We start from the raw sequence: 22,602 nt of genomic DNA, 5'->3' as shown, positions 1-22,602 counted from the left end.
CCGTCGGTGGAGTCTTTAGCTGATGACGTTCCCGGAATCGTTACGTGGTACAGACGCTGAGCCCCGAATCCTGAATGGGACCGTACCTGAGATGAAGCCGACCGCACGAGGAACCCTCGCCGCCGTCATGACCTGTGCGGCGGCGGTGGGTGCCGCCGCCACGGCCCCCGCCGTCGCGGCCGACGCGGTCCCCATCCCCGTGCCGCTGAACGGTGTCGAGCAGTCCCCCGGCCTGAAGGCACCCAGCATCGCGGGTGAACTGCCGTTGCCCCTGCCGGGCCGGGTGGAGGGGCCCCGGTACGCCGAGGGCCGGATGATCCCCGACCGGGCCGTTCCGCAAGTGCCGCTCAGCGGTGGGCTGCCCGGGGCGGACGTCCGTACACCCCTCCCGTACGTCCTCGGTGACGGATTCGACCACCTCGGTCTCTCCGCACCGGCGGCCGACCTGCGGACGCTGACCCCCGGAGCGTCCCTGGACGGCCCGCTCGGCGCGCCCAACCCCGACCGCCTCGGTCTCCCCGGTCTGAAGGTGCCTCAGGCCTCCGTGCTCACGCCGCTGCTGAAGACGGTGCCGGGGGCGAACCTGGAGATGGCCCCGGGGGCCTAGGGCCTAGGGCCTGTCGCCTGGGGCCTGGTCCGAACGACAGGCCCTAGCCGACCCGTCCGGGGGAGCGGGCCCGGGAGTCCGGACAGGGCCTGCCTGCCTGCCGAACCATCGGGGGCCGCCGTCGTTGACCCGCTGAAGCCGACCGAAACATCCTGAATTCGTCGAGGAGAGAAGCATGTTCGTCAGCTGGGTGTCGAGCAGAGCGCCGAGGCGCGGACCGGGCCGGGTGCCGGCCCGCTGGGGGCGCCGCCGCGGGGAGGAGCGGGTGGCGGGTGGAATGGCGTTGACCCGGCGTGGTGCGATGCGGGGTCTGCTCATGTCGGCCGTCGGCGTGGCACTGGCCCCCGTCGTCGCGGCCTCGCGGCCGCCGCGCCGGCTCCGCCCCAAGGACCTCTCCTTCGACGAGGTGTACCGCGGCCGGCACATCCTCGGCACGAAGAGCGGTTCGGACGGCCGGGCGGCGTTCACCGGCAGCGAATGGCAGGTCACGGTGGACAGCCGGCCGCTGCATCTGATGCGCCGCGCGGACGGCAGCTATCTCAGCATGGTGGATCACTACGAGTCGTATCCGACACCGCTGACGGCGGTACGCGCGGCCGTCGACGAGCTGGGCCCCGCCGAGCATCTCAGAGGCATGGACGGCAAGGCGGGCGGAGCGGCCCCGGGTGGCGTGCGGGGGACCGGCGGGCGGGGGAACGGCGCGGAGGGGAGCGGCCACCACCATGGTGTACACGCGTAAGAACGTCAGCACCCTCACGAGCGCGGAGCGGCGCCGCTTCGTCACCGCGATGCTGGAGGTCAAACGCCGGGGGGAGTACGACGGATTCGTCCGGACGCACATCGAGTACTACGTCTCGGACGGCGAGGGCGGACTGCGCGCGGCCCACATGGCGCCCTCGTTCCTGCCCTGGCACCGGCGGTTCCTGCTGGACCTGGAACGGGCGCTGCGCCGCGTGGACCCCGGGGTGAGCGTGCCGTACTGGGACTGGACCCGGGACCGCACGCCGTCCACCGCGCCGTGGACCAAGGATCTGCTCGGCGGCGACGGGCGGCGTTCGGACCGGCAGGTCATGACCGGACCCTTCGCCTACGCGCAGGGCAACTGGAAGATCAAGGAAGGTGTCACCGACGGCGAGTTCCTCATGCGCGAGTTCGGCCGCCCGCGGAAGCCGCTCCAGCTGCCCACCCGAGGCGAACTGAACTCCGCCCTGGACGACCCCGTCTACGACACGGCTCCCTTCAACTCGACCTCCACGCGCGGTTTCCGGAACCGGCTGGAGGGGTGGGGACACGGGCCGGGGAACGCCACCTGGGCCAACCACAACCGCGTCCACCGCTGGGTGGGCGGCCACATGCTGGGCGGGGCCTCCGTCAACGACCCCGTCTTCTGGCTGCACCACGCCTTCGTCGACCTCCAGTGGTCCCGCTGGCAGAAGCGGCACGGGGGCGCCCGCTATCTGCCCGAGCGGCCCCCGGGGCCACGTGACTCCCAGTACCGCCGCGTCGTCGCCCGGCACGAGAAGATGCCTCCGTGGGGCGTGACGCCGGACGCGATGGAGGACCACAGCGGCATCTACCGGTACGCGTAGCGGGCACCCACGGGTACGGACACCCACGGATGACGGGCACCCACGGGCAGCGCGAGCGGGCATCACCCCGTGCGCGCACCGGGCACGGCGAGGCCCCCGGCAGTGACTTCCTGCCGGGGGCCTTTCGCGCGCTGGGCTCAGTTGCCGTAGCCGTGGTCGGCGTGGCGCGCCTTGTGGTGACCGCCACCGGTGGCGCCGTGGCGCTCCTTGTGGTGACCATCACTGCCGTTCACGCAGGTGTTGCCGAAGGCCGGGTTCAGCAGACCGACGACGTTGATCGTGTTGCCGCACACGTTGACCGGCACGTGGATCGGCGCCTGGATGACGTTGCCCGACAGGACACCGGGGGAGCCGACGGCCCCGCCCTGGGCGCCGGCGTCAGCCATGGCCAGACCGGCCCCGCTGAGCGCCACGGCACCCGTGCCGACGACGACTGCGGCGGCCTTCGCGATGCGAGACATCACGTTCTCCTTCGAATCGATGAGCGCGGTGGCACAGACGCGACCGCACTCCCCCTTCAACGCGTCGACCCACGCCTGGTCACGGGCGTTCACCAGGAGATCCCTCTTCGAACGGGGTCCGGACGAGCGGCCGTTCATTCGGTTCGGGCCGAGCGGTACCTCAACGGGCTCACCGGGCATGCCGATCGGGTGGACGGATGGACGGATGGACGGATGAGCGGGGGACGGGCGGACGGTCTGGGCGGACGGACGGACGGTCTGGGCGGACGGACGGCGAGCGGCCGAGCGGCTGGCCGAGCGGGCCCCGGTCAGCCGAGGCGGCGCAGTGGTGCGCCCGCGAGGAACGCCTGGATGTTCTCGACCGCCGCGCCGTAGTACGTCTCGTAGTTGGAACGCGACACATAGCCGAGGTGCGGGGTCGTCAGAAGACGGGGGGCCGAGCGCATCGGATGGGCGGCGGGCAGGGGCTCGACGTCGAACACGTCGAGGCCCGCTCCGGCGATCCGACCGGCGTGCAACGCGGCCAGCAGGGCGTCCTGGTCGACGATCGCCGAGCGCGAGGTGTTGACGAGGAAGGCGGTCGGCTTGAGGAGGGCCAGTTCGGCGGCGCCGACAAGACCCCGTGTGCGGTCGCCGAGCGCGAGGTGGACGGAGACGAAGTCGCTTCCCGCCAGCAGCTCTTCCTTGGAAGGGGCGAGCTCCGCCCCGACCTCCTCGGCCCGCTTCTCGGTGAGGTTCTGGCTCCACGCGCTCACCCGCATGCCGAAGGCGAGGCCCACCTGGGCCACCCGGCCGCCGATCTTGCCCAGTCCGAGCAGACCGAGCCGACGGCCGTGCAGATCGGCGCCGACGGTGCTCTGCCAGGGACCGCCCGCCCGCAACGCGTTGTGCTCCGTGACGATTCCCCGTGCCAGGCCGAGCAGGAGCGCCCAGGTCAGTTCGACCGGGGGTGTCGAGGAACTCGGCGTGCCGCACACGGTCACCCCCTGCGCCTCGGCGGCGGCGTAGTCGATCACCGTGTTGCGCATCCCGGAGGCGATCAGCAGCTTCAGCCTGGGCAGCCGGGCCAGCAGGGACGCCGGGAAGGGCACGCGTTCGCGCAGCGTGACGACGATGTCGAACTCAGCCAGCGCGGCGGCCAGCGCGTCCTCGTCGGCGAAGTGCCGGTCGAAACCGGTGACTTCCACGGTGTCCGCGACGGGCGACCAGTCGGCGATCTCGGTCGCGACGCTCTGATAGTCGTCCAATACGGCACAGCGAAGTCGCATGTCGGTTTCCCTTCCAGGCTCAGCCGGACCCTATCCGAGTGGTGACCGGGGGAGCCGGGCAGCCCGTGACGGACCGCTCCCCCGGGCAAGCCGCGACGGTCACTCGCTCCCCATGGCAGTATCTGGGCTTCATGAGTGCGTCCCTGGCGGTACGGAGTCTGCGCGCGGCGGTGTTCGCCGTGCTGTGCGTGCTGCTGGCCGCCGGGGGGCACGTGCTCGCCACCGGGCAGGCGCCGCCGCGCTGGGCGGACGGTGCGGGACTCCTCGCCGTCTTCGCCGTCGGCTGTCCGCTGGGCGGCCGCGAACGGTCCCTGCTCGGGATAGGCGGCGCGATGCTGGTCGCGCAGGCCGGACTCCACCTAGGCTTCGAGGCCGCCCGGCCGCGCATGGCGATGGACATGCACGGGGCGTCCATGATGTCCCCGCACGCACACGCCCTGACGCCCCACGCCACGGCCGCACATGTCGCGGCCGCCCTGCTGACGACCTGGTGGCTGCGGCGCGGAGAGGCCGCACTGTGGTCCCTGCTGCGCCGGGCCGTGGCGTTCGTGCCGGGGCTGGCCGCGTGGTGGAGGGCGCGGACGGGACCGCCCCCCGTACGGCCGCACGGGGATCCCGCGGGCCGGACACCGGCCGAGCCGCGGCCGCTCCGGCAGGCACTGCTGCGCCACGCGGTGTCGCGTCGGGGACCGCCGGCAGGGCTCGCGTACACGCCCTGACCACGTCCCCATCAGTACGGAGTTCCCCAGATGTCCCCGATGAGCACCACTTTGCGCCGCACCGGCACGGTCGCCGCCCTCGCCACCGCGGGCCTCCTGACCGCTGCCCCGCTGGCCTTCGCGCATGTGACGGTCCACCCCGAGAGCTATGCCAAGGGAGCCACGGACGGTCTCCTGACCTTCCGCGTCCCCAACGAGGAGGACACCGCCAGCACCACCAAGGTGCAGGTCTTCCTGCCCACCGATCACCCGGTCCTGGGTGTCCTGGTCACCCCGCAGGCGGGCTGGACCGCCAGGGCGACGACCATCAAGCTGAAGAAGCCCATCAAGACGGACGACGGCACGATCACCGACGCCGTCTCCGAGATCACCTGGACCGGGGGCAGGATTCGCCACGGCGAGTTCCAGGACTTCGAGGTCGCCTTCGGTCAACTTCCGGACGACACCGACCAATTGAGCTTCAAGACCCTCCAGACCTACTCGGACGGCAATGTGGTCCGCTGGATCGAGCAGCCTCAGAAGGGCGCGGAGGAGCCGGAGAGTCCGGCTCCCTCGCTGATGCTCACCGCCAAGGGCACGGGAGAGGACACTTCTTCGACCGGGACCGGGACCGGGACCGGGACCGGGACCGGGGCCTCCGGCTCCGACTCTTCGTCCTCTTCGTCTTCGGCGGCCAAGGAATCCACCGCGAGTGACAAGAGTGGTGACTCCACCGCGCGCGCCCTGGGCACAGCGGGCCTGATCGTCGGTGTCCTCGGCCTGATCGCGGCCGGATTCGCCGTCGTGCGCGGCCGGAGCCCCCGCTCCTAGCCGCTGTGCGGACGCCGCCCCGCCGCGGTCAACTTCCGTCGGCGGGGCGGAAGGTCCCTACGGCCACACTCCCGTACCTCGCGGATCACCACGCGCGATGCCGTGGCCGTACCCTCCCCGGTGGCCCGGTGGCCCGGTGGCCCGGTGGCCCGGTGGCCCGGTGGCCCGGTGGCCCGGTGGCCCGGTGGCCCGGGGATGCCGGGGAGCAGAGCAGCGGTGTGGCCGGCGAGCCGAGTGGCGCCGAGATGCCGTGCCGATCAGGCCTGCGGCGGTGTCTGCTTCCTGCGGACGAAGACCACCACGGCCCCGCCGATCAGGACGAGGGCGATGGCCGCACCCGCGATGATCGGAGTCGCGCCGGAGCCGCCGGTCTCGGCGAGGTCGGTCCCGGAGGTGCCGCCCACCGACGCCGGGCTAGGCTCGCTGAGCGTCTGCGTCGAGACGTCGCTCGCGGCGCCCTGGGTCTTGCAGTCCAGTACGCCCTTGAACCGCTTCTCGACGCCGTTCTGGCCACCGATCGTGAAGTCGTACGCCTGGTCCTCCTGCAGCGGGACGGTGACCGTCTGGGACGCGCCCGCCGCGATGGTGTGCTCGACGCCCATCAGCTCGAACGTGAACGCCGCGTCGCCCTTGTTGGCCGCCGTGATGTCCACGCCGCCCTTGGCACAGTTCTTCCGGGCGGACAGGGCAGGTATCGCGCCCTTCGCCGCCCAGTTCGCGGTCGCCGTGGCGGAGACCGTGGACTCGCTGGAGCCCGCGAGGATCTGCGTCTGGCTGCGGGTCTCCGAGGTGAAGGCGCGGCCGACCGGCACGGTCGTGGAGGCCTGCACGGTGAGCGAGGCGGAACCGTCCGCGCTGTCCTTCGGCACGTCGAAGAAGAGCAGGCTGCCGTCGACCGCGGAGGTGACCGCCTTGCCGTCCTTGTCGACGATCTTCACCCCACTGGCGGCGGTGTCCGTGGGTGGTGTCACCGTCACGCTGCTCGCGTTGGTGTGCACCGAGACCGGGCCCAGACGCTCGCCCGCGTGGCCGGAGACAGCGGTCGGGGCGACCGTCAGCGAGGCCTCGGGCTCCGGCAGGTTCCGCGCGTTCTTCTGCAGATAGTCCGCGAGCTTCTCCGCCGGCGGGTCCATGGCGTCCACGTCGGCGCCGTCGGAGTACCGCCAGATCGCCACCTGGGTGCCGGCTGCCGCGTCCTGCTCGGTGAGGCCGGTGACACCGGCCTTCTGGGCCAGTGCCGCCAGGTCGTTCACCTGCGGGTAGGAGTTCTGCAGGATCCAGCGGATCCTGCCCGCGTCCTTGTTGCCGTTCAGCGATGTGCCGCTCCAGGAGGTCTCCTGGTACTTGGCGTCCCGCTGTGTCGGGTTGTGGAGGTCGATGCAATAGGTCTGCAGCATGCCGCCGTTGTCGACGGACATCTCGAACAGGCCGGCCGAGACCCAGGAGTCCTCGCCGTTCTCATGAATGACCGCCGACCCGTATGTCTTCAGGTCGCCTATGGTGGCGGTCGCTCCGCCCTGGCTCTGCGGGGTTTCGTCGGCGGCGGCCGTACCGGCTGCGGCGATCGTCCCCGCGGTCGCGAGCCCCCACACCAACGCCACGGCGGCGAGGCGGGCTGCCCCTCGACCGCGCGCGGACAACACAGAGAACGCAGAAGACACAGAATTCCCCTTCGAGCAGGACCCTTTGACATGGGGGACGGTCCCGCCAGCAGAATCAGAAGCCCCGAGAGCTGTGTTCGGCATCCTAAAGAAGCGCTGCATCGCTCCCCCCGGTCATGTCATCCGATAACCGATCCGACTCGGAATCGTTATCGCGATCACGTCTTTGAGCTGCGCCTATCGACAAATCCACGAGGGTCGGTCGCTGTGTATTTGTCGATAAGCCGCAGTTCGGTCAGATCGTTGCTCTCTCTGACATCACGTCACTCCGGCAGGTTCGGGATGCTGTTGGGATGCGTCCTCGGGCCGGGCGTCCGGCGCCGATTCCCAACTGGGCTCGGGACGGTGCGCCGGAGCCGGCTCGCCCTCCTTGGACGGACGCCGGAACGCCGACGTACCGCGGGACAGGTCGTGGCCGATCGCCACCGCGTCGATGTCCGCCGACGTCCAGCTCTCCCCGTCACGTGTCTCGCTGCGCACCTTCAGCCTGCCCTGCACGATGACGGGATCGCCCACCGACACCGAGGCCCCCACGTTCGTCGCGAGCGCGCGATTGGCCCACACCGTGAAGAAGTTGGTGTGCCCGTCCGTCCACCCGCTCTTCTCGCGGTCCCAGTACCGCGAGGTCACCGCCAGCCGGAACCGCGCCGACGCGCCGTTCGCCGATTCCCGGTACACGGGCCGTGTCGCCACGTTGCCCACCGCGCACACCATCGTCTCGTTCATCGTGAATCCCTCCCGTGCGAATACGTCTGCCGCGGCGAGCGCATGCGCTGCGATCGCCGCGGGATCAGACTGCCTCCGCCGGGCCCGGCCCGCTGGGTGCTGTGCACTACCGGCAGGTTGTGGAAAACCGCGTCACCCGACCGGGGCACCCACGTCATCCCACCCGGGTACCCGGGTCATCCGACCGGGGCGCCTGCCGAACTCGGCCGGGGCATTCGCGTCACCTGACCGGGGCGCCCGCCGTCGCCGTCCCCAGGACCCGCCCGTACTGCTCCCGCACCTCGCGGTACCGCAGCAGTTCCGCGGCCACGGGATCCAGTACCCGGGCTCTTCCGCACCCGGCGGCCGCCTCGCGCAATCGGCGTTCCGCTTCTAGGCCGTAACGCCGGGCCGGTCCGCGCGCCGCCATTCTGCTGCCCCACTCGACGACCGGGCCGCCGACGATCCCCGAAACCATCAGCAGCACAGGAACCCCGAGGTTCGGTGACATGACCCCGATGATCTGTCCCACCAGCCAGAGCCCACCGATGACCTGGAGGATCGTCATCGCGGCCTGCGCCAGCACCGCGACGGGCCACCAGCCGGGCCGCGGCGGCCGTCCCGCCGGTGTCGTCGCGCGTGCCGCCATGTCGTCCAGCGCCTCGGGCAGCCCCTGCGCGCCGCGTACGGCCGCCTCGCGCACCGCCTGCGCCCAGGGCGCGGGAAGCCCGTACGCGGCCCGGTCCGCGACCGTTCGCACCGCTTGTTCGACGCGCTGGCGCGCGGTGGCCTCCTCGTCCGCGGGAGCGCGCACGGGCAGACGTCCGGTCGGGGGTTCGCGCCGGTCCAGATACCAGCGCCACAGCCGCAGCCAGGGCGTGCCGCAGGCGCGGTTGGCGTTGCGGCGCCAGGCCCGCTCGGCGGCCTCACCGCTCGCCACGGCGCCCACCGCGTCCGCGAGCCGGTCCGCGAATTCGTCGCGCGCCTCCTCGCTGAGCCCGACCCGCCGACCGGCCGCGTAGACGGGGCGCAACCGTGCGGCGGCCGCGTCGAGATCGGCCGAGATCCGCCGTGCGGCGGCGCCGCGTTCTGCCACGAACTGGCCGAGACATTCGCGTAGTTCGGGGACTCCGGCCCCGGTGAGCGCGGACAGCGAGAGGACGGTCGCGCCCGGTTCGCCGTACTCGCCGAGTGCGATGCCGTCCTCGTCGAGCAGCCGCCGCAGATCGTCGAGCACCTGGTCCGCGGCTTCGCCGGGGAGCCGGTCCACCTGGTTGAGGACCACGAAGGTGACCTCCGCGTGCCCGGCCAGGGGCCGCAGATAGCGCTCGTGGAGGACGGCGTCCGCGTACTTCTCCGGATCCACCACCCAGATCACCGCGTCGACGAGCGCCAGGACGCGGTCCACCTGTTCGCGGTGCTGGACGGCCGCGGAGTCGTGGTCGGGCAGGTCGACCAGGACCAGGCCGCGCAGCTGTGCCTCCGCCTCCGCGCTCTGCAGCGGGCGTCTGCGCAGCCGCCCGGGGATGCCGAGCCGGTCGATGAGGGTGGCCGCGCCGTCGCTCCAGGTGCAGGCGATGGGTGCCGCGGTGGTCGGCCTGCGCACGCCGGTCTCCGAAATGGCCACGCCCGCGAGCGCGTTGAAGAGCTGTGATTTGCCGCTGCCCGTGGCCCCGGCGATGGCGACGACGGTGTGCTCCCCGGAGAGCCTGCGGCGGGCCGCCGCCTCGTCCAGGACCCGGCCCGCCTCGGCGAGCGTCCTGCTGTCGAGACGGGCGCGGGAGAGGCCCACCAGTTCGCGCAGGGCGTCCAGGCGTGAGCGCAACGGCCCGTCGTACGCGAGGGGGGCCGGCACCGCCGGGACAGTGGCTTTGGCCTCCACCAACGGCGTCTGGTACCGGCCGGGGGCCGCCTCGGTCACGCGTCGCGCGATGAGGCCGTCGTCCCAGACGGGTCCTTCCTCCGCGCGCGTGGGGTCGTTGCCCTCCCCCCGCGCGCGGGGCTCCGATTCGGACGCGTCCTGCCGGGTGCCCTGTCCGGCCGCGCCGCCGTTCGGCGCGGTCTTGCCGCTCCCGCCCCGATTTGCTTCCTGAGAGTCCTCAGGGGACCCCGCCCCGGAGCTTGGCGCGCCGGGCGGACCGTTCTCAGAACGGTTCTCCGAAGTGGTCTCGGTGTCTCCGGCACGGTTGTCGCTCCCGGTGCCCGCGGTGCCCGAGACGGCCGCCCCGGAGGAGGCGCTTTCGGGGGCACCGTCTTCGGAGTGGTCCTCTCCGGGACGACCATCTGTGGAACGACCATCTGCGGGACGGCCGTTTCCGGGACGGCCGTTTTCGGGTCGCTCGTCTCCGGGGCGGTCGGCCTGATCCGTGTGGTCAGTCACGGCAGTCACCGCGGTCACCTCTCCTTCTGCAGTACGGACAGCGCGGCGATGAGTTCGGCCTGGGGTTCTGGATGGACGTCGAGCGCTTCAAGGGGTGCGAGACGGCGCTCGCGTTCGATCTGCAGGGCCTTGTCGACGAGGTCCGTGAGAAGTCGGCCGCCCTTGTCGCGCAGCCGCAGCGCGCCGTGCGCCCCGATCCGCTCGGCAAGCCCCTCTCCCGCGCTGCGCGCCCTCCGGCCGCCCAGGAGAGCCGTGGCGACCAGCGCGGCCACCACCGCGGGGTCCGGCGCGACACTCTTGTCGAGGTCGCGCACTTCGTCCTCGGCGTACTCCTCCAGGACGCGCCGCCATCGTCGTACGGCCAGACCGATCCGGTGCTCGGCGCTCTCCAGCGTCGGATCGCGATCCGTCAGCCCCGGCGCGCCCGCGGCCGGTTCGCGGCGCCAGGCGTCGTCCACGCGTTCGTCGGCGGCCGTGACAGAACACAGCAGCAGGGCGGACAGGCTCTCCACGAGGGCGTCCAGCAGTTCCTCGGTGGTGCAGTCGAGGGGATAGGCACGCCAGCGCTTGAGAGCGTCCCCGGAGAGCACGGCCCCGGCCTGCAGACGTCCCTTCGCGCGTGTGTGCTCGCTGTCGTACGCCCCGTCGACGGCCGCGGTCAGCCGCGTCGCGGCCGCGTACTGAGCGGCGGCGGCGCTGGCCAGTTCCGGCATCCGCGACTTCAGGGAGTCGAGGACACCGTGGGCGGTACGCGCCATCGCCCCGTGGCGGGCTCCCGGGTCCTGGGCCTGGTGCGTGAGCCATGTACGCAGCGGTGCGACGGCCGTGGCGGGCAACAGGCCGCCACCCCAGGCGGACTCGGGCAGTTCGGGCACGGTGAAGCGGGGTGCCTCACCGAGTCCCGCCTTGGCGAGCAGGGCGCCGTACTGCCGCGAGACCTCGGACACCACCTGATGCGGCACCCGGTCCAGGACCGTCACCAAGGTCGCCTTCTGTTCCTTGGCGGTACGCAGCAGATGCCACGGCACGGCGTCGGCGTACCGCGCGGCCGTGGTGACCATCACCCAGATGTCGGCCGCGCAGATCAGTTCGGCGGCCAGCACCCGATTATCGGCCACCAGGGAGTCGACGTCGGGCGCGTCGAGGAGGGCGAGGCCGCGGGGGAGCGTGTCGGCGGTCTCGATACGCAACACACGCTCCCCGCTGTCGGTGAGGGCGGGAAGATCGTCGCCGGATTCCTGATGGGGCACCCACACACGCGTGAGCTGGGGCAGTACGCGCATGCCGCTGAACCAGTGATGGTCCTCCGGATGGCACACCAGCACCGGTGTCCGGGTCGTCGGGCGCAGTACGCCCGCTTCGCTGACCCGGCGCCCCACAAGGGAGTTGACGAGGGTCGACTTGCCGGCACCGGTGGACCCTCCGATGACGGCGAGAAGGGGTGCTTCGGGTTCTCTCAACCGGGGCACCAAATAGTCGTCGAGCTGTGCGAGCAGTTCATCGCGGTTGGCACGCGCGCGTGGAGCCCCTGCCAGGGGCAGCGGAAAGCGTGCGGCGGCGACACGGTCGCGCAGGGCGGAAAGTGCGTCGAGCAGCTGAGGCCGTACGTCCAAGGTCACCACATGCGAAGAATGCCCAATTTTGGAGTCTTTCTGAAGCATATGGGTATGTCTGCGCGCCGACAGGACACACGGGGCGGAAGGGATGACTGGGGCGCAGGCATAACGAGTGCACAACACCCGATGCGCGAGACGCCAAAAGCGGTGCACGATTCGTACCCGCCTGCGATTATCAGGACCGCTTCACTGAACCTCCACAATGAGCCACGGAGGCGAAGCGTGAGGGACAGGGATGCGGGAGCCCTATTCTTGTCCCCGGCAAGGTCGCGGATCAGCCCACACCCGGGCACCAGGACACAGGCCGACACACCCGGCCCCCGTAGCTCAGTGGATAGAGCAGGCGCCTTCTAAGCGCTTGGCCGCAGGTTCGAGTCCTGCCGGGGGCGCCAGTCTCCGCCCTCCCATTCGGGAGGGCTTTTTGCTGGTCAGGACATGTTTCACTCGATACCGCGAAGCCCCGAACACCTCCCTGACGATCAAGGGGAAGGTCCGGGGCCGTCCGGCTGTCGCCGGGTTTTCGCGGGTGGCCGTGTCGAATACGTGTCGAAGTTTTCGGCCGGAGACCTCAGCCCGGGTCGGGTGGCTCGGGAAGATCTCCGGCGTCTTCGAGGCGCCTTTTCAGGTCAGGCAGCTGCCCTTCAACGCACCGCGCGTAGGTGGCCAGCAGCACCGGCATGCTGTTCCCGGCCCAGTCCGCCACCTGAGCGGGCGGGATCCCGTCGTTGAGCCACTTCGTCAGGCACGTGTGCCGGTTGTCGTAACCCGCCTTCCTGTGGGCGACGTCGAAGACGTGCGGGGGCAGGACCGCTTTGCGCGCACTGCGCCACGCCCGACGGATGACCGAACGTCCGAGTCGGCAAAGCTGATCGCTGAGCCTCAGCCCGTTGTCGTCTCTTCCTTCGAAGGTGCGCGGCGAGGTGGCGCACCGTCCAAATGGACCGCCACGCTGGTGTAGAAGCGGTTCACCGCGTCGTCGACGCTGCGGATGAAGCCGGACTCGGCGTTCCCGCGGCTGCTTCCCATGCTCTTGAGGAGAGACAGGCGGAAACCGACGATCTGGGTTCCGGTCTCCTTGGGCAGCAGGTCGGCCGGCTCGGGACGGAGACGTTCGAGCGTTCCCCGTGGGCCGCCCGCCTCCCCTTCGACGAGGGTTTCGATGTGAAGATCCGCCGGTGCCTCGGCCAAGCGCCGGACGAGTCGCTTCGCCCACGACAGGGGGTAGCCCTGCTCGGGTGCCGGGATTTCGATGGACGTGCGGAGCTTGCCTGTACGCAGGTCGGCGCTGATCGCCAGGACGCCGGGCGTTTGCTCGATGCGCAGCTCCGATTGAAGTCTCCCGTCGAGACAGAGCTGATCTGCGAGGCGGGCGCGGAGTACTTTCGGATCGATTCCGCGCTTGGCGCGGTGGTCCGGTAGTACTTTCTGCCCCAGTTCGCCGCCCAGCCGTAGGCAGACCTGGCGGATGAGGCGCTCCCAGCTCTCGACGACCTCCAGCGCGCGCGGGTCTCCCTGGCGGAGGGTTTCGTCGTCGATTCCGTTGCGCACCGGCACCCATGCCGGTCCCATGTTCTGGAAGCCGTGGCAGCCGGAGTTCTCGTGCCGCAAGTAATGCAGCAGTTCCTGGAGGAGCCAGGCGTGCGCCGCATTGCCGACGCCCTCGTGCCTGATCAACATCTGTGCCTGATGGGCGACCTCCGCCCATGACAAGTGCCAAAGGGCAACTTTGTGTTTACGCCTCCCGTCGATCTTGACCTCGACGAGCGGGCTGCCCTCCAATGCAACGTCGTTCGACAGGGTGATCACGGCCTCGTAGCCGCGGCGCGCGGCGATGTCCATGTACGCCTGTACCTGATCGGCCTTGAGCGCGCTGCCGTTGGTCTTCGTCTCGACGAGTGCCGTCCACAACTTGCCGGCTCGTGCGACTCGGATCACTCCATCGGGGCGCCGCGGGGTGTCGCCGTGCGGCAGGGTGACCTCTGTGAAGGTCTCCATGCGGCCGGCCGGCGCTCCGAACGCGGCGGTGAGCCTCCTGCCGAATTCAGGAACCTGGGCCATTACGGACAGTAGTACCGAGGTCGCACGCGTTTCACGCTCCCGGTCGCTCTTGAGCGCAGACGCGGGGAAGAGCCTTGCGTCTTTCCATGACTCGTTCTCCGCCAGCGCCTTCTTGGCCGCCTTGGGAAGGGTGACCTTCTTCTTGGCCGTACGAGGCCGCGCGGCCGACTTCCTCGGCTGGGCTTCACCTTCAGGTTGACGGGGGGAGGGGACCGCCCTCAGCGTCTCTTGCCGCTCGGGTTCGTCGGCCCACACTGTTGCCGTCGCGTCCGCCTGGTTGTCGCCAACGGTCTCGTCCAGCGTCTCCTCGGCCGTCGCATCGTCGTCGATGTCGACTCCGAAGTCCGTGGCCAGACCGGCGAGGCCCGCATCGTAGCCCTGACCGACGGCGCGGAACTTCCACTCTTCCGCACGCCTGTACAACTCGCCGAAGATGATCGCGCTCACCGAATCGGCGTCGTCGATGGCGAAGCGGAGGAGTTCCTCACCTCCGCCGTCCGACAATGCCAGCTTCACGCCCTCCAGCTCTCCGAAGCGAGCACCCTCGTAACGGCTGGCGGCCAGGACGATGCGATCGACTTCGGAGGACACCGCGGTCAGGTCGAAGCTGATCCGGTCCTCGTTGCCGTCCGCCGTGGGCGTCTTGCCCAGAAGCTGCACGCTCCCGTCTGCGGCCACCGGGTTGTTGTAGAAGTGGAAGTCGGCGTCGCTGCGGACCTTACCGTTCACGTTCAGCAACAGGACGGACACATCGGCATCCCCTTCGCCGGTCGAGCTCCCCCAGCTCAGACTGACGATCACCGAATCGATGTTCTCGCTCAAAGTCGCGAGAGATACGTTCGACCCTTTGATCATTTCATGCATAAAACCCCCCAAACGATCCAACTTTGTCGCGCTGGCACCGCTGCCCCGGCTGTTTGATGCTCGGCGTTATGTGGTGATCGGTGCGCAGGTGACTGTAGTGCCCGCGAAGCACGTCTGTAGGAGTCGTGTGGAATCTGTGCAGGATTCGCGGAAAGATCCTTAAGATATCCACCCTGGTCAGCCCCGGCAATGGCGAAGACCCCGGACAAGTCCAGGGGTCTGAAGCGAAACGGCTCGTCTCGTGATCAGTAGTGCTCGCGCAACCACTCTGGCGGAGGGGAAGGCGGCCCGAGTCCTGCCGGAGGCGCCGGTTTCCGCCCTCCCCGCGGGAGGGCTTTTTGCTGTTCAGGGCGGCTTCCGCTCAACATGGCGAAGCCCCGGACACCTCCCCGACGATCAGGGGAAGGTTCCGGGGCTGTCCGGCTGTCACTGGGTTTTCGCGGCTGGCAGTGTCGAATACGTGTCGAAGTGCTCGGCGAAGAGTGTCAGTCGGCGTCGGGCGACTCGGGAAGATCCCCGGCGGCTTCGAGGCGCCTTTTCAGGTCGGGCAGCTGTCCCTCGACGCATCGGGCGTAGGTGGCCAGCAGCACCGGGACGCTGTTCCCGGCCCAGTCCGCGACCTGGGCGGGCGGGATCCCGTCGTTGAGCCACTTCGTCAGGCGCGTGTGCCGGTTGTCGTACACCCGCCTTCCCGTGGGCGATTCGAAGACGTGCGGGGGCAGGACGGCCTTTCGTGCACTGCGCCACGCCCGGCGGATGACCGAACCCGCGAGAATCCCGCCCGTCTCCCCCTGGAACAGCAGGTCACCGGGCTTGAGCTGTTCGTCCTCGATGTGCTGTCGCAGGATGCGCGTCAGCGCGGGATGCCCCGGCGTGGTGCGCGTCTCGCCCTCGGCGCGGCCCTTCAGATCGCGTTCCTCGTGGATCTCTCCGGTGTCGGTCCATTGCCTGCCGACCTCCGGGGTAGCCGTGTGGATCAGCAGCTCGCACCACTGGTCCGCGGCGTCGAGGCCGGGAAGCGTCACGTCTTGCACTCGCATGGCTACGGCTTCCTCCGGCCGCAGACCGCAGTAGTAGAGCGTGGCGAAGAAGGCGTGCAGCCGTTTTCCTCCGCGGGGCCGGCTCCGGATCCAGTCGAGGAGCGCCGCCGCCTGTTCCGCGTTCATCAAGGACCGCTTGTCCACGGCGTTGCTGGTCTTGGTAACAGCCGTCGATTCCTTCCCCTTGGGGAGGGGGTTGGTCCGCAGGACACGTCTCCGGATCGCGTGCTTCATGACCACGTTGAGGATCCGGCGGTGCCGCTTCCTGGACCAGGCCGCCGCCTGCTTGCCGTCGAGGCGCGTGTCGACGGCTCTCAGGACCCCGTCGGTCCTCTCCGCTTCCTCCCAGGCCGAGACGGGCAGAGAGTTGCGCTCCACCCACCTGAGGATGGTCACCACGTCTCGCGGAGCGTCCGCACGACGGGTCGCGTTGAACGCCCACTCACGTAACGCGGTCCGCACGGCCACCGGGGCGAACTGGGTCGGCTGGACGCGCAGGAGGGCGATCGTGACCGCCGTCAGGGTCTTGGCGGTGTTCTTACGGCTGTTGCCGCCGAGCTCCGGCCAACGGGCGTCGACATACTCGACGGCGAACGTGTACCAGCTCATCGAAGCCGACTTGGAGCGGTGGGACACCGGCAGCCCGGTGCCGATGACGAAGGCCTCGCCCTTGCCCGTCGCCCGAATGAGTTCCGAGCGGAAGCCCTCGGCGAGGGCGACAGTCCCGAAGGGCTCACGCCAGCGCTTGCCCGCGACCGTCCAACGCACGGTGTACGTGGTCTTCCGGGCGCCCTTGTAGGTGAGGATCTTGTAGATCTTCACGTCGTACGAGGTCTCCATCACGCGGCGTCCTCACGGTCGTCGAGCCAGTGATCGAGATCGCTCCGCCGGATCCTGAGATCGCCGTTCGGGAGCTTGATGCAACGGGGCGCACGCCTCTTCGCACGCCAGTCGTAGAAGGTCGAGCGAGACACACTCAGCTCCTCGCAGACCTCCGCGAGGGTGAGCATGTTGCGTGCCCGGAGGGCCGTGATCATGCCGCGCTCCCTTCGCCGAGCAGGGCGTCTCGGGCTGTCTCGCGGTTGGCCTGGAGGTCTCGCGCGATGGTCGCGGCGAGGGCGGCTTCGCCCGGGGTGTGGCCGTGGCCGGCGTACTGCCAGTCGGTCAGGACGAGGACGGTGTCCGGCTCGCGGTCGTCGAGGCCGAGGACGGAGGCCTCTTGCGCGGCCCGGTAGTCGGCGCGTTCCTGGCGGAGAGCCCCGAGGGTGGTGGAGTACGTGCGCGACTTGGACGAGAAGTGCCCGCGGAAGCCGAGCATGTGCGCCCAGGCCCACAGGCGCCGGTCCGGATAGAGGCTGTCCAAGTCGCGGCACGCGGTGATGAGCCGCCGGGTGTGGTCGGGCACCTGGTGGCGGTCGAGTTCGGAGAGTTCGCCGATGCGGCGGTCCAGCGTGCCGGTGTTCTCAGCGGCTTTGGTGGCGTACTTGGCCACGTACGAGGCAACGGCCCGTTCGGTGATGTCGGAGCCGTCACCGAAGGCCTTGACCGGGCGGACGTCGAGCTGTCGGCCCCATCGGAACGTACGGGCGGGTTGGTCGTCGGCAGCCGGGACCGAGACGGACGTGTACGAGTGCGCGGCGGCGGCACGTATCGCGCCCGTGAGCAGGTCGACGGTGGCCCAGGCGGGCGGCGGTGTCCCGGGCCCCTCGGGGCCGTCGAGGCGTACAACGGCGTGGAAGTGGAGGGCTCCGCGCTTCTGGAACTCGGCGACCTTGCCGTACGAGACGCGCAGGTGGGCGGCGAGCTCCCTGCGAGCCAGGCCGGCGCGGGCGGCGAGTTCGCGGCGGAGCCGGGTGGTGAACCGCTGCCAGAGCTGTCCGGCGTGGTTGTTGAACAGGACGGCGCCCGCGTAGTCGTAGGCGTCCGGGTCGAGGGCGGTACCCAGCTCCGAGGCGTCGGACGCATGCCGGTTGCCGCACCGGCAGGAGCCGCCGTGATCGGGCCGGTTGTGGACCGGGCCGAACGAGGGAGCTGTGAGGGTGGCGAAGACACGCGGGTGATCGCGGACGGCGGCGGGGATGTCCCGGCGGTCGTCCCCGGCCAGACCGGCACGGATCAGGTGGTACGTGTCGCCCGCGTACGTCCAGGCGCAGGAGGGGCAGCGGGATGCGCGGCGGTTGCCGCACGCGAGGCGCAGGCGTCCGCCCGGCTCGTTCTCGGTGGAGTAGTGGTGCAGCGTCTCGCCGGTGGTCTTGTCCTTGGTGAGCGTCCAGCCCGTCAGATGGATCGGGTCGGAGCAACCGCCGGTGCGGCGGACCTGGTCCTCCCAGCGGGTGTAGTCGGGGGCCGAGGCGACTCGGAGGACGTCTCCGAGGGTGATGGGATCGAGCAGCAGGGCAGGCGCCTTGGGTGTCGCGGGGGAGGCCCGGTGGGCCATGCTGGGGGTTCCTTCCGGTTGCGAGATCGGGCAGGGACGGCTTCCGGGCGGCGGATGCTTGGCGGTATCGAGGCCGCCCGGGGGCCGGTCAGCGTCGCTTGGCGTCGGAGGCGAGCAGGGAGCGCAGGACGACCGCGCAGACGGCGACCGAGGCGCCGGTGATGGCGACGGCCAGGAGCAGCGAGACCAGGACGGCGCCGACGACCAGGACCACGGCCGTGCCGCCGCCCACGAGCGCGAGCGCGGTGCCGGGGGTGAGCTGGACGGCCGGGCGGGACGGCGCGGGGGCGACGGGGATCGGCTGCGGGACCGGGGCGCCCGAGGTGATGGTGGTCGGTTGGATGACGGCGGGCGGGGTGGTCAGGCCGGTGGGCTGGGGCATGGTCGGGAGCTTGGGCCGGAACATGGGCGGTTCGCCTTTCGCGGTTACTTGACGGCGGTGTCGATGACGGGGGCCAAGACGCTGTCGGCGAGGAGGAATCCGCCGAGGAGCAGTACGGCGATGAGCCACCAGGGCGGGCGGATGAGCTTCACGCCGAGGTAGCCGACGCCGAGGAGCGCGAGCCAGAGCGGAACCTGCACGTGGGTCTCCTAGCGGACGCGGCAGCGGTGGGTGCGGGCGGCGAGTTGGGCGGCGGTCTGGCTGGAGTAGTCGGCCGACCAGCCGCAGCGGTCGGCGGTGCAGACGGCGGCATGCGCGGTCCGGCCGGTGCGGTCACGGTGGGTGCCGATCTGTACGGGGCCGATCCGCATCACGGAGTGGAAGTTGTCGCGGGCGGGCATTCGGCGTCTCCTTCCTGGTCAGGCGAGGTGTGAGGCGATGGCGTCGGCGAGGTGGGGCGGGACGCCGAGGCGAGAGCGCAGGGTGTCGGTGTCGATCGGGGAGCCGGTACGGGCGCGGTACTCGTCGGCGACCTTGCGGGCGTGGTCGAGGAGGACGGCAGGCACCGGCGGAGGGGGCGTCGAGGCGGGAGCCGGAGCCTCTATCGGGGCCGGGGCCGAGCCAGGTTCGGGCACGGCTGCTTCCGGAGGCCGGGGTTCGGCGTCTGGCGTGTCCGGGACGGGTGCTGGCGGAACCGGCTCCGTATCCACAGCAGACGAGTGGGCGAGCAGCGTTCCGCCGAGGAAGGCGAGTGCGGGCCATCCGGCGATGCCGAGGCGAAGCGGGGCGGGTGGGTGGGTCAGGTCGAGGAAACCGGCGGTGGCGACGTTGGCGCCGAGAGAGGCGAACAGCGCGACGAGGAACCAGCACCAGGCCAGCCGGGACGGGCCCTCACTGCGCAGGCGCCGCCAGGCCGCGACCAAAAGCAGATCGACACTGACCGGGTAGGCCCACGCCTTCCAGCCGTCCTGTCCGGCAGCGGCGGCCAGGTCGTGGAGGTGGGCGAAGGAGAGGGCACCGGCGATCACGGCTTGGATCAGTACCGCGTCGATACGGAGACCGTGACGGGCTCCCATCAGGAGTCCTCACCCGGGTAGGCGGGGCCGTCCTCCGGGTCGTAGTCGGACGGGAACATGCCGGGCGGCGGCTCGGGCAACGAGGCGGCGAGGGACGGGCTGACCGCCTCCACGAAGTCGAGGTCGGCGCCGTCCACGTCGGCGTACAGGGCGAGTTGGCCGAGGAGGAGCACGGTCCGGGCGAAGTCCTCGCAGTTCGGGCACATGCCGAGTTCTCCCTTCATCAGGCATGGCGGGGGTAGGGACTTGGCGCGAAGGTGGCCGCGCCAGCCGATGCGAAAGGCGATGGATCAGGCGGTGGCCGGAGAAGGCTTGACCGAGAGCACGGGAACGGCGGCGGGACCGGAGAGAGCGGGACGGAAGGGCTCCAGCTCGGGCAGGTCCGGGGTCCGGTCGGCGTGCCGGTTGCAGAGGTTCACGGCCTGGCGGAGCGAGGTGTGCGGGGCACGGATGCGGTGCCAGCCTCCGGAGGAGTCGCCCGTGATGGCGATCCCCCGCATCTCCGCCGGGATCTGGATGGCGGCGAGGACGGCGTCCGGAGAGATGTCGCCGAAGGCCATGTTGGCGGATGTCTCGTCGTTGACGCGGTGGGCTGTTCGTCCGGTGAGCTGGGCGCGGAGCATGGTGATGCCCTTGCCGAGTTCGGACCCGAAGCGCTGTCCGCAGATTTCGAGGTAGATGCCGGCGGCGCGGCCGAGCTGGGCGAGGCGGACCAGGGCGGTGATGATGCGGTCCCGCCGCTTCTCCTCCTCCTTGTTGGCGTACAGGGCGAGTTCGGCCACCTCGTCGACCAGGACGACGACCGGGGTCGGACGCAGTCCGTCGGGCAGGTCCCAGATGTCGGCGGCGATCTCCGCATCAGGCACGGCGGCGGTGATCCGCTGTTGGGCACGGATCAGCCGATAGACGTCTCCCATTCGGACCACAAGCGCGTCGAGCAGTTCCGCGGCGGTGTCGGGGTTGTCGGCCAGCGCGGAGAACCTGCGGGCCAGCGGGAACAGCTCAACCCCCTGCTTGCAGTCGATGCCGACGAGGGCGACATCCATCGGGGCGAGTCCGGCGACGAGGTTGCGCTGGTAGACGGACTTGCCGGATTCCGTGGCGCCGAGGGTGAGGGCGTGGGGTATCGCCCGGTAGTCGCGGTAGTGCACCGAGCCGTCCTCCCTCAGGGCGACGGGGACCCGCATGGACCGGACCTCGGTCGCTGTGGGCATCTGCACCCGCTTGAGCACGTCGTAGCCGGTCATCCGTACCTCGACGACACCGGAGCGCAGCTCTCGCGAGGTCACGCCGTACATCGAGAACGAATGACGGAGCCGGTCCGAGGCGGCGGCGATGTCGAACGCGTCCTGACCAGGCCGGAGTTTGAGCCGCAGGACCAGGCCGGTGCGAGTCGGCCGCAGTCGCAGGATGCGAGGTGGACGGGACTCCGGCATCGGCCGGTTGGTGGCCCGTGCCAGGGCGAGACGCCACCGTGAGGGCGGCACGGTCAGGCCGCACGCGTCCATGACCGTGCCGTATCGGACCAGGACCCGTAACGCAGCCAGGGTGACCCCGAAGGCCAGCCAGTACCAGGCGGGGCGCCGCCACCGCAGGAGACCCGCGGTGGCGACGACCAGCACCAGAGCGACCGTGAAAGCGGTCATGATCAGGCTGCCTTGGGCCCTGTGGCGGCCCCGGCGAGCGAAGTGACCGCCACCGCACGGAAGGCGATCCCATGCCTCTTCTGGCCGTTGAAGTCGTTCTCCCAGGGCCGGGCGATCAGGCCGGTGAGCGCGACCGGCGTACCCATGGCCAGCTCGCCGCTGATCCCGGGCTCCGGGACGGTGATGGACAGGATCTCCACCTCTTCGTTCGCCGCGAACATCACGTCGACCGTCATCAGCTTCGAGCCGGACTCGATGTCCATGGCGATCTCGCCAGTACGGCGGTCCTTGACCTTGGGCTGCGGGGTTTTGGCGACCATCACGATGGCGGTGGAGGTGTCGACGGGAATCTGACGCACAGCAGTCACTCCTCTATAGATACTGAACTCCGTCACTTATGTATATGAGTGACATGAAGAAGAGTGCCTCACTCCTGTACATGAGTCAACCCGCCGCGAAGAAGAACTCGCGACGGGCTGAGGGGAGTTGAGTCAGTGTCAGTCGTCGGCAGGGATGCGGTACTCGAAGACGAACTGGTCGGCGGCCATGAGCGTGTCGCACACCTCGACCACGAGACCCGCGGTCGTACGGGCTTCCCGGATCAGGTGAACCACGGGCGCACCCGGGCTCAACGCCAGTTCCGAAGCTTCCGACTTCGCGGCCGGCCGTGCTTGCAGCGTCTCGACGTACTCCGCGAACTCATGCCCGTGGTCTTCGAGTCGGGCGTAGATGCCACCACCGCCGGGGTTCTCGGCGAACAGCTCCGGGATGTCCTTCACGACGTCCCAGGGGAGATATGAGGTGGCGACCTCGACCGGGGTGCCGTTACGGAAGTAGAGGCGCCGACGGGCCAGCACCTGTGAGCCAGCGGGGACGCCCAGGCGTTGGGCGGCATCCTCGGGTGCGTCCATGGGGCCGATGTAGAGGACGCTGACCTTGGCGGTGGCGCCGGACTGGGCGGACTCCGCGAGGTAGGCCGCCTGGCCACCCTGTCGGAGCGAGCGCCGGAATCGGTCGGAGGACCGGTGCCGTACCGGAGGCCGGTCCTTCACGATCGAGCCCTTGCCGTGTCGAGTCTCGACCAGCCCGCTTGCCCGCACCTCAACCATGGCATTGCGGATCGTGCCGCCGGACACGCCGTAGCGGTCCACCAGTTCGGATTCGCTCGGCACCATGTCACCGGGCTTCAGGATCCCCGCCCGGATCTGCTGCACGATCTCTTCCGCGATCTGCACATACCGAGGCCCGGACGAGCCCCCTCCAGCAGCAGTTCCCATAGTCCT

Annotated in this window: 23 protein-coding genes and 1 tRNA gene; 6 read left to right on the top strand and 18 right to left on the bottom strand. The window is 70.1% G+C overall.

What is annotated here, in order from left to right:
- Positions 1-91 precede the first annotated feature (91 nt).
- From N4G66_RS09145 to N4G66_RS09135, 3 genes are all read left to right on the top strand, one after another.
- A complete protein-coding gene (locus tag N4G66_RS09145) occupies positions 92-607 on the top strand; it encodes a hypothetical protein (RefSeq protein ID WP_261703500.1) in 516 nt (171 codons plus the stop codon).
- A 277-nt stretch (positions 608-884) separates the two neighbouring features.
- Entirely contained in the window at positions 885-1,346 is a 462-nt protein-coding gene (locus tag N4G66_RS09140; RefSeq protein ID WP_261703668.1) for a tyrosinase cofactor, read from the top strand.
- On the top strand, positions 1,330-2,196 hold the full coding sequence (locus N4G66_RS09135) for a tyrosinase family protein (protein ID WP_261703499.1): 867 nt from the start codon (positions 1,330-1,332) through the stop codon (positions 2,194-2,196). Before N4G66_RS09140 ends, N4G66_RS09135 begins: the two co-directional genes overlap by 17 nt.
- A 137-nt stretch (positions 2,197-2,333) precedes the next feature.
- Here N4G66_RS09135 and N4G66_RS09130 read toward each other — a convergent pair whose 3' ends face one another.
- On the bottom strand, positions 2,334-2,657 hold the full coding sequence (locus tag N4G66_RS09130; protein WP_261703667.1) for a chaplin: 324 nt from the start codon (positions 2,655-2,657) through the stop codon (positions 2,334-2,336).
- 308 nt (positions 2,658-2,965) lie between these two features.
- Positions 2,966-3,925: a D-2-hydroxyacid dehydrogenase family protein gene (locus N4G66_RS09125; protein ID WP_261703498.1), complete on the bottom strand. Its 960-nt coding sequence runs from the start codon at positions 3,923-3,925 to the stop codon at positions 2,966-2,968.
- Between the two features lie 131 nt (positions 3,926-4,056).
- Between N4G66_RS09125 and N4G66_RS09120 the strand changes: the two genes are divergently transcribed.
- The gene (locus N4G66_RS09120; RefSeq protein WP_261703497.1) at positions 4,057-4,644 is read left to right on the top strand and encodes a hypothetical protein; all 588 of its coding nucleotides are present in this window, start codon (positions 4,057-4,059) and stop codon (positions 4,642-4,644) included.
- A 30-nt stretch (positions 4,645-4,674) separates the two neighbouring features.
- Positions 4,675-5,454, top strand: coding sequence for a YcnI family copper-binding membrane protein (locus tag N4G66_RS09115; protein ID WP_261703496.1), 780 nt, complete (start codon positions 4,675-4,677; stop codon positions 5,452-5,454).
- A 257-nt stretch (positions 5,455-5,711) separates the two neighbouring features.
- Here the strand turns inward: N4G66_RS09115 and N4G66_RS09110 are convergent, their stop codons facing one another.
- The 4 genes from N4G66_RS09110 to N4G66_RS09095 all read right to left on the bottom strand — a co-directional run bounded on the left by N4G66_RS09110 (position 5,712) and on the right by N4G66_RS09095 (position 11,822).
- Positions 5,712-7,115, bottom strand: coding sequence for a Cys-Gln thioester bond-forming surface protein (locus N4G66_RS09110; protein ID WP_261703495.1), 1,404 nt, complete (start codon positions 7,113-7,115; stop codon positions 5,712-5,714).
- Between the two features lie 258 nt (positions 7,116-7,373).
- Positions 7,374-7,841, bottom strand: a complete 468-nt coding sequence (locus tag N4G66_RS09105) for a single-stranded DNA-binding protein (RefSeq protein ID WP_261703494.1) — start codon at positions 7,839-7,841, stop codon at positions 7,374-7,376.
- A gap of 220 nt (positions 7,842-8,061) precedes the next feature.
- Positions 8,062-10,209 carry a GTPase gene (locus N4G66_RS09100; RefSeq protein WP_261703493.1) on the bottom strand — a complete coding sequence of 716 codons (2,148 nt, stop codon included), beginning with the start codon at positions 10,207-10,209 and terminating at the stop codon, positions 8,062-8,064.
- A gap of 5 nt (positions 10,210-10,214) precedes the next feature.
- Complete coding sequence (locus tag N4G66_RS09095; protein WP_261703492.1) at positions 10,215-11,822, bottom strand: dynamin family protein; 1,608 nt, start codon at positions 11,820-11,822, stop codon at positions 10,215-10,217.
- 310 nt (positions 11,823-12,132) lie between these two features.
- Here N4G66_RS09095 and N4G66_RS09090 point away from each other — a divergent pair.
- A tRNA-Arg gene (locus N4G66_RS09090) sits at positions 12,133-12,208 on the top strand.
- A gap of 487 nt (positions 12,209-12,695) precedes the next feature.
- Here N4G66_RS09090 and N4G66_RS09085 read toward each other — a convergent pair.
- From N4G66_RS09085 to N4G66_RS09030, 12 genes are all read right to left on the bottom strand, one after another.
- Positions 12,696-14,738: a TerD family protein gene (locus tag N4G66_RS09085; RefSeq protein ID WP_261703491.1), complete on the bottom strand. Its 2,043-nt coding sequence runs from the start codon at positions 14,736-14,738 to the stop codon at positions 12,696-12,698.
- 485 nt (positions 14,739-15,223) lie between these two features.
- A complete protein-coding gene (locus N4G66_RS09080; protein WP_261703666.1) occupies positions 15,224-16,618 on the bottom strand; it encodes a tyrosine-type recombinase/integrase in 1,395 nt (464 codons plus the stop codon).
- Positions 16,618-16,815 (bottom strand): helix-turn-helix transcriptional regulator, encoded by a 198-nt coding sequence (locus N4G66_RS09075; protein ID WP_261703490.1) that lies wholly within the window; start codon positions 16,813-16,815, stop codon positions 16,618-16,620. Before N4G66_RS09075 ends, N4G66_RS09080 begins: the two co-directional genes overlap by 1 nt.
- Complete coding sequence (gene repSA, locus N4G66_RS09070; protein WP_261703489.1) at positions 16,812-18,215, bottom strand: replication initiator protein RepSA; 1,404 nt, start codon at positions 18,213-18,215, stop codon at positions 16,812-16,814. Before repSA ends, N4G66_RS09075 begins: the two co-directional genes overlap by 4 nt.
- 88 nt (positions 18,216-18,303) lie before the next feature.
- The gene (locus N4G66_RS09065) at positions 18,304-18,621 is read right to left on the bottom strand and encodes a SpdD-like protein (protein ID WP_261703488.1); all 318 of its coding nucleotides are present in this window, start codon (positions 18,619-18,621) and stop codon (positions 18,304-18,306) included.
- A 20-nt stretch (positions 18,622-18,641) separates the two neighbouring features.
- On the bottom strand, positions 18,642-18,797 hold the full coding sequence (locus N4G66_RS09060) for a hypothetical protein (protein ID WP_261703487.1): 156 nt from the start codon (positions 18,795-18,797) through the stop codon (positions 18,642-18,644).
- Between the two features lie 9 nt (positions 18,798-18,806).
- Entirely contained in the window at positions 18,807-18,998 is a 192-nt protein-coding gene (locus N4G66_RS09055) for a mobile element transfer protein (protein ID WP_261703486.1), read from the bottom strand.
- Between the two features lie 18 nt (positions 18,999-19,016).
- Entirely contained in the window at positions 19,017-19,673 is a 657-nt protein-coding gene (locus N4G66_RS09050; RefSeq protein ID WP_261703485.1) for a DUF2637 domain-containing protein, read from the bottom strand.
- A complete protein-coding gene (locus tag N4G66_RS09045; RefSeq protein WP_261703484.1) occupies positions 19,673-19,879 on the bottom strand; it encodes a hypothetical protein in 207 nt (68 codons plus the stop codon). The genes N4G66_RS09050 and N4G66_RS09045 overlap by 1 nt, the downstream gene beginning before the upstream one ends.
- A gap of 84 nt (positions 19,880-19,963) precedes the next feature.
- Positions 19,964-21,319, bottom strand: a complete 1,356-nt coding sequence (locus N4G66_RS09040) for an FtsK/SpoIIIE domain-containing protein (protein WP_261703483.1) — start codon at positions 21,317-21,319, stop codon at positions 19,964-19,966.
- Between the two features lie 2 nt (positions 21,320-21,321).
- A complete protein-coding gene (locus N4G66_RS09035; protein WP_261703482.1) occupies positions 21,322-21,678 on the bottom strand; it encodes an SCO3933 family regulatory protein in 357 nt (118 codons plus the stop codon).
- A 138-nt stretch (positions 21,679-21,816) separates the two neighbouring features.
- Complete coding sequence (locus N4G66_RS09030) at positions 21,817-22,596, bottom strand: GntR family transcriptional regulator (RefSeq protein ID WP_261703481.1); 780 nt, start codon at positions 22,594-22,596, stop codon at positions 21,817-21,819.
- Positions 22,597-22,602 lie beyond the last annotated feature (6 nt).

The organism is Streptomyces rhizosphaerihabitans, from assembly GCF_025399795.1.
Taxonomy (GTDB): domain Bacteria; phylum Actinomycetota; class Actinomycetes; order Streptomycetales; family Streptomycetaceae; genus Streptomyces; species Streptomyces rhizosphaerihabitans.
Note: the sequence above shows the minus strand (reverse complement) of the source record. Positions and strands in the feature narration are given on the sequence as shown.

What these genes read in the sequence shown, in the direction of transcription:
- N4G66_RS09075 (WP_261703490.1), bottom strand. Translation starts at nt 16,815, where the DNA reads ATGATCACGGCCCTCCGGGCACGCAACATGCTCACCCTCGCGGAGGTC.
- N4G66_RS09145 (WP_261703500.1), top strand. Translation starts at nt 92, where the DNA reads ATGAAGCCGACCGCACGAGGAACCCTCGCCGCCGTCATGACCTGTGCG.
- N4G66_RS09055 (WP_261703486.1), bottom strand. Translation starts at nt 18,998, where the DNA reads ATGCCCGCCCGCGACAACTTCCACTCCGTGATGCGGATCGGCCCCGTA.
- N4G66_RS09045 (WP_261703484.1), bottom strand. Translation starts at nt 19,879, where the DNA reads ATGTGCCCGAACTGCGAGGACTTCGCCCGGACCGTGCTCCTCCTCGGC.
- N4G66_RS09125 (WP_261703498.1), bottom strand. Translation starts at nt 3,925, where the DNA reads ATGCGACTTCGCTGTGCCGTATTGGACGACTATCAGAGCGTCGCGACC.
- repSA (WP_261703489.1), bottom strand. Translation starts at nt 18,215, where the DNA reads ATGGCCCACCGGGCCTCCCCCGCGACACCCAAGGCGCCTGCCCTGCTG.
- N4G66_RS09085 (WP_261703491.1), bottom strand. Translation starts at nt 14,738, where the DNA reads ATGCATGAAATGATCAAAGGGTCGAACGTATCTCTCGCGACTTTGAGC.
- N4G66_RS09120 (WP_261703497.1), top strand. Translation starts at nt 4,057, where the DNA reads ATGAGTGCGTCCCTGGCGGTACGGAGTCTGCGCGCGGCGGTGTTCGCC.
- N4G66_RS09130 (WP_261703667.1), bottom strand. Translation starts at nt 2,657, where the DNA reads ATGTCTCGCATCGCGAAGGCCGCCGCAGTCGTCGTCGGCACGGGTGCC.
- N4G66_RS09140 (WP_261703668.1), top strand. Translation starts at nt 885, where the DNA reads ATGGCGTTGACCCGGCGTGGTGCGATGCGGGGTCTGCTCATGTCGGCC.
- N4G66_RS09080 (WP_261703666.1), bottom strand. Translation starts at nt 16,618, where the DNA reads ATGGAGACCTCGTACGACGTGAAGATCTACAAGATCCTCACCTACAAG.
- N4G66_RS09135 (WP_261703499.1), top strand. Translation starts at nt 1,330, where the DNA reads ATGGTGTACACGCGTAAGAACGTCAGCACCCTCACGAGCGCGGAGCGG.
- N4G66_RS09065 (WP_261703488.1), bottom strand. Translation starts at nt 18,621, where the DNA reads ATGTTCCGGCCCAAGCTCCCGACCATGCCCCAGCCCACCGGCCTGACC.
- N4G66_RS09040 (WP_261703483.1), bottom strand. Translation starts at nt 21,319, where the DNA reads ATGACCGCTTTCACGGTCGCTCTGGTGCTGGTCGTCGCCACCGCGGGT.
- N4G66_RS09105 (WP_261703494.1), bottom strand. Translation starts at nt 7,841, where the DNA reads ATGAACGAGACGATGGTGTGCGCGGTGGGCAACGTGGCGACACGGCCC.
- N4G66_RS09030 (WP_261703481.1), bottom strand. Translation starts at nt 22,596, where the DNA reads ATGGGAACTGCTGCTGGAGGGGGCTCGTCCGGGCCTCGGTATGTGCAG.
- N4G66_RS09115 (WP_261703496.1), top strand. Translation starts at nt 4,675, where the DNA reads ATGTCCCCGATGAGCACCACTTTGCGCCGCACCGGCACGGTCGCCGCC.
- N4G66_RS09050 (WP_261703485.1), bottom strand. Translation starts at nt 19,673, where the DNA reads ATGGGAGCCCGTCACGGTCTCCGTATCGACGCGGTACTGATCCAAGCC.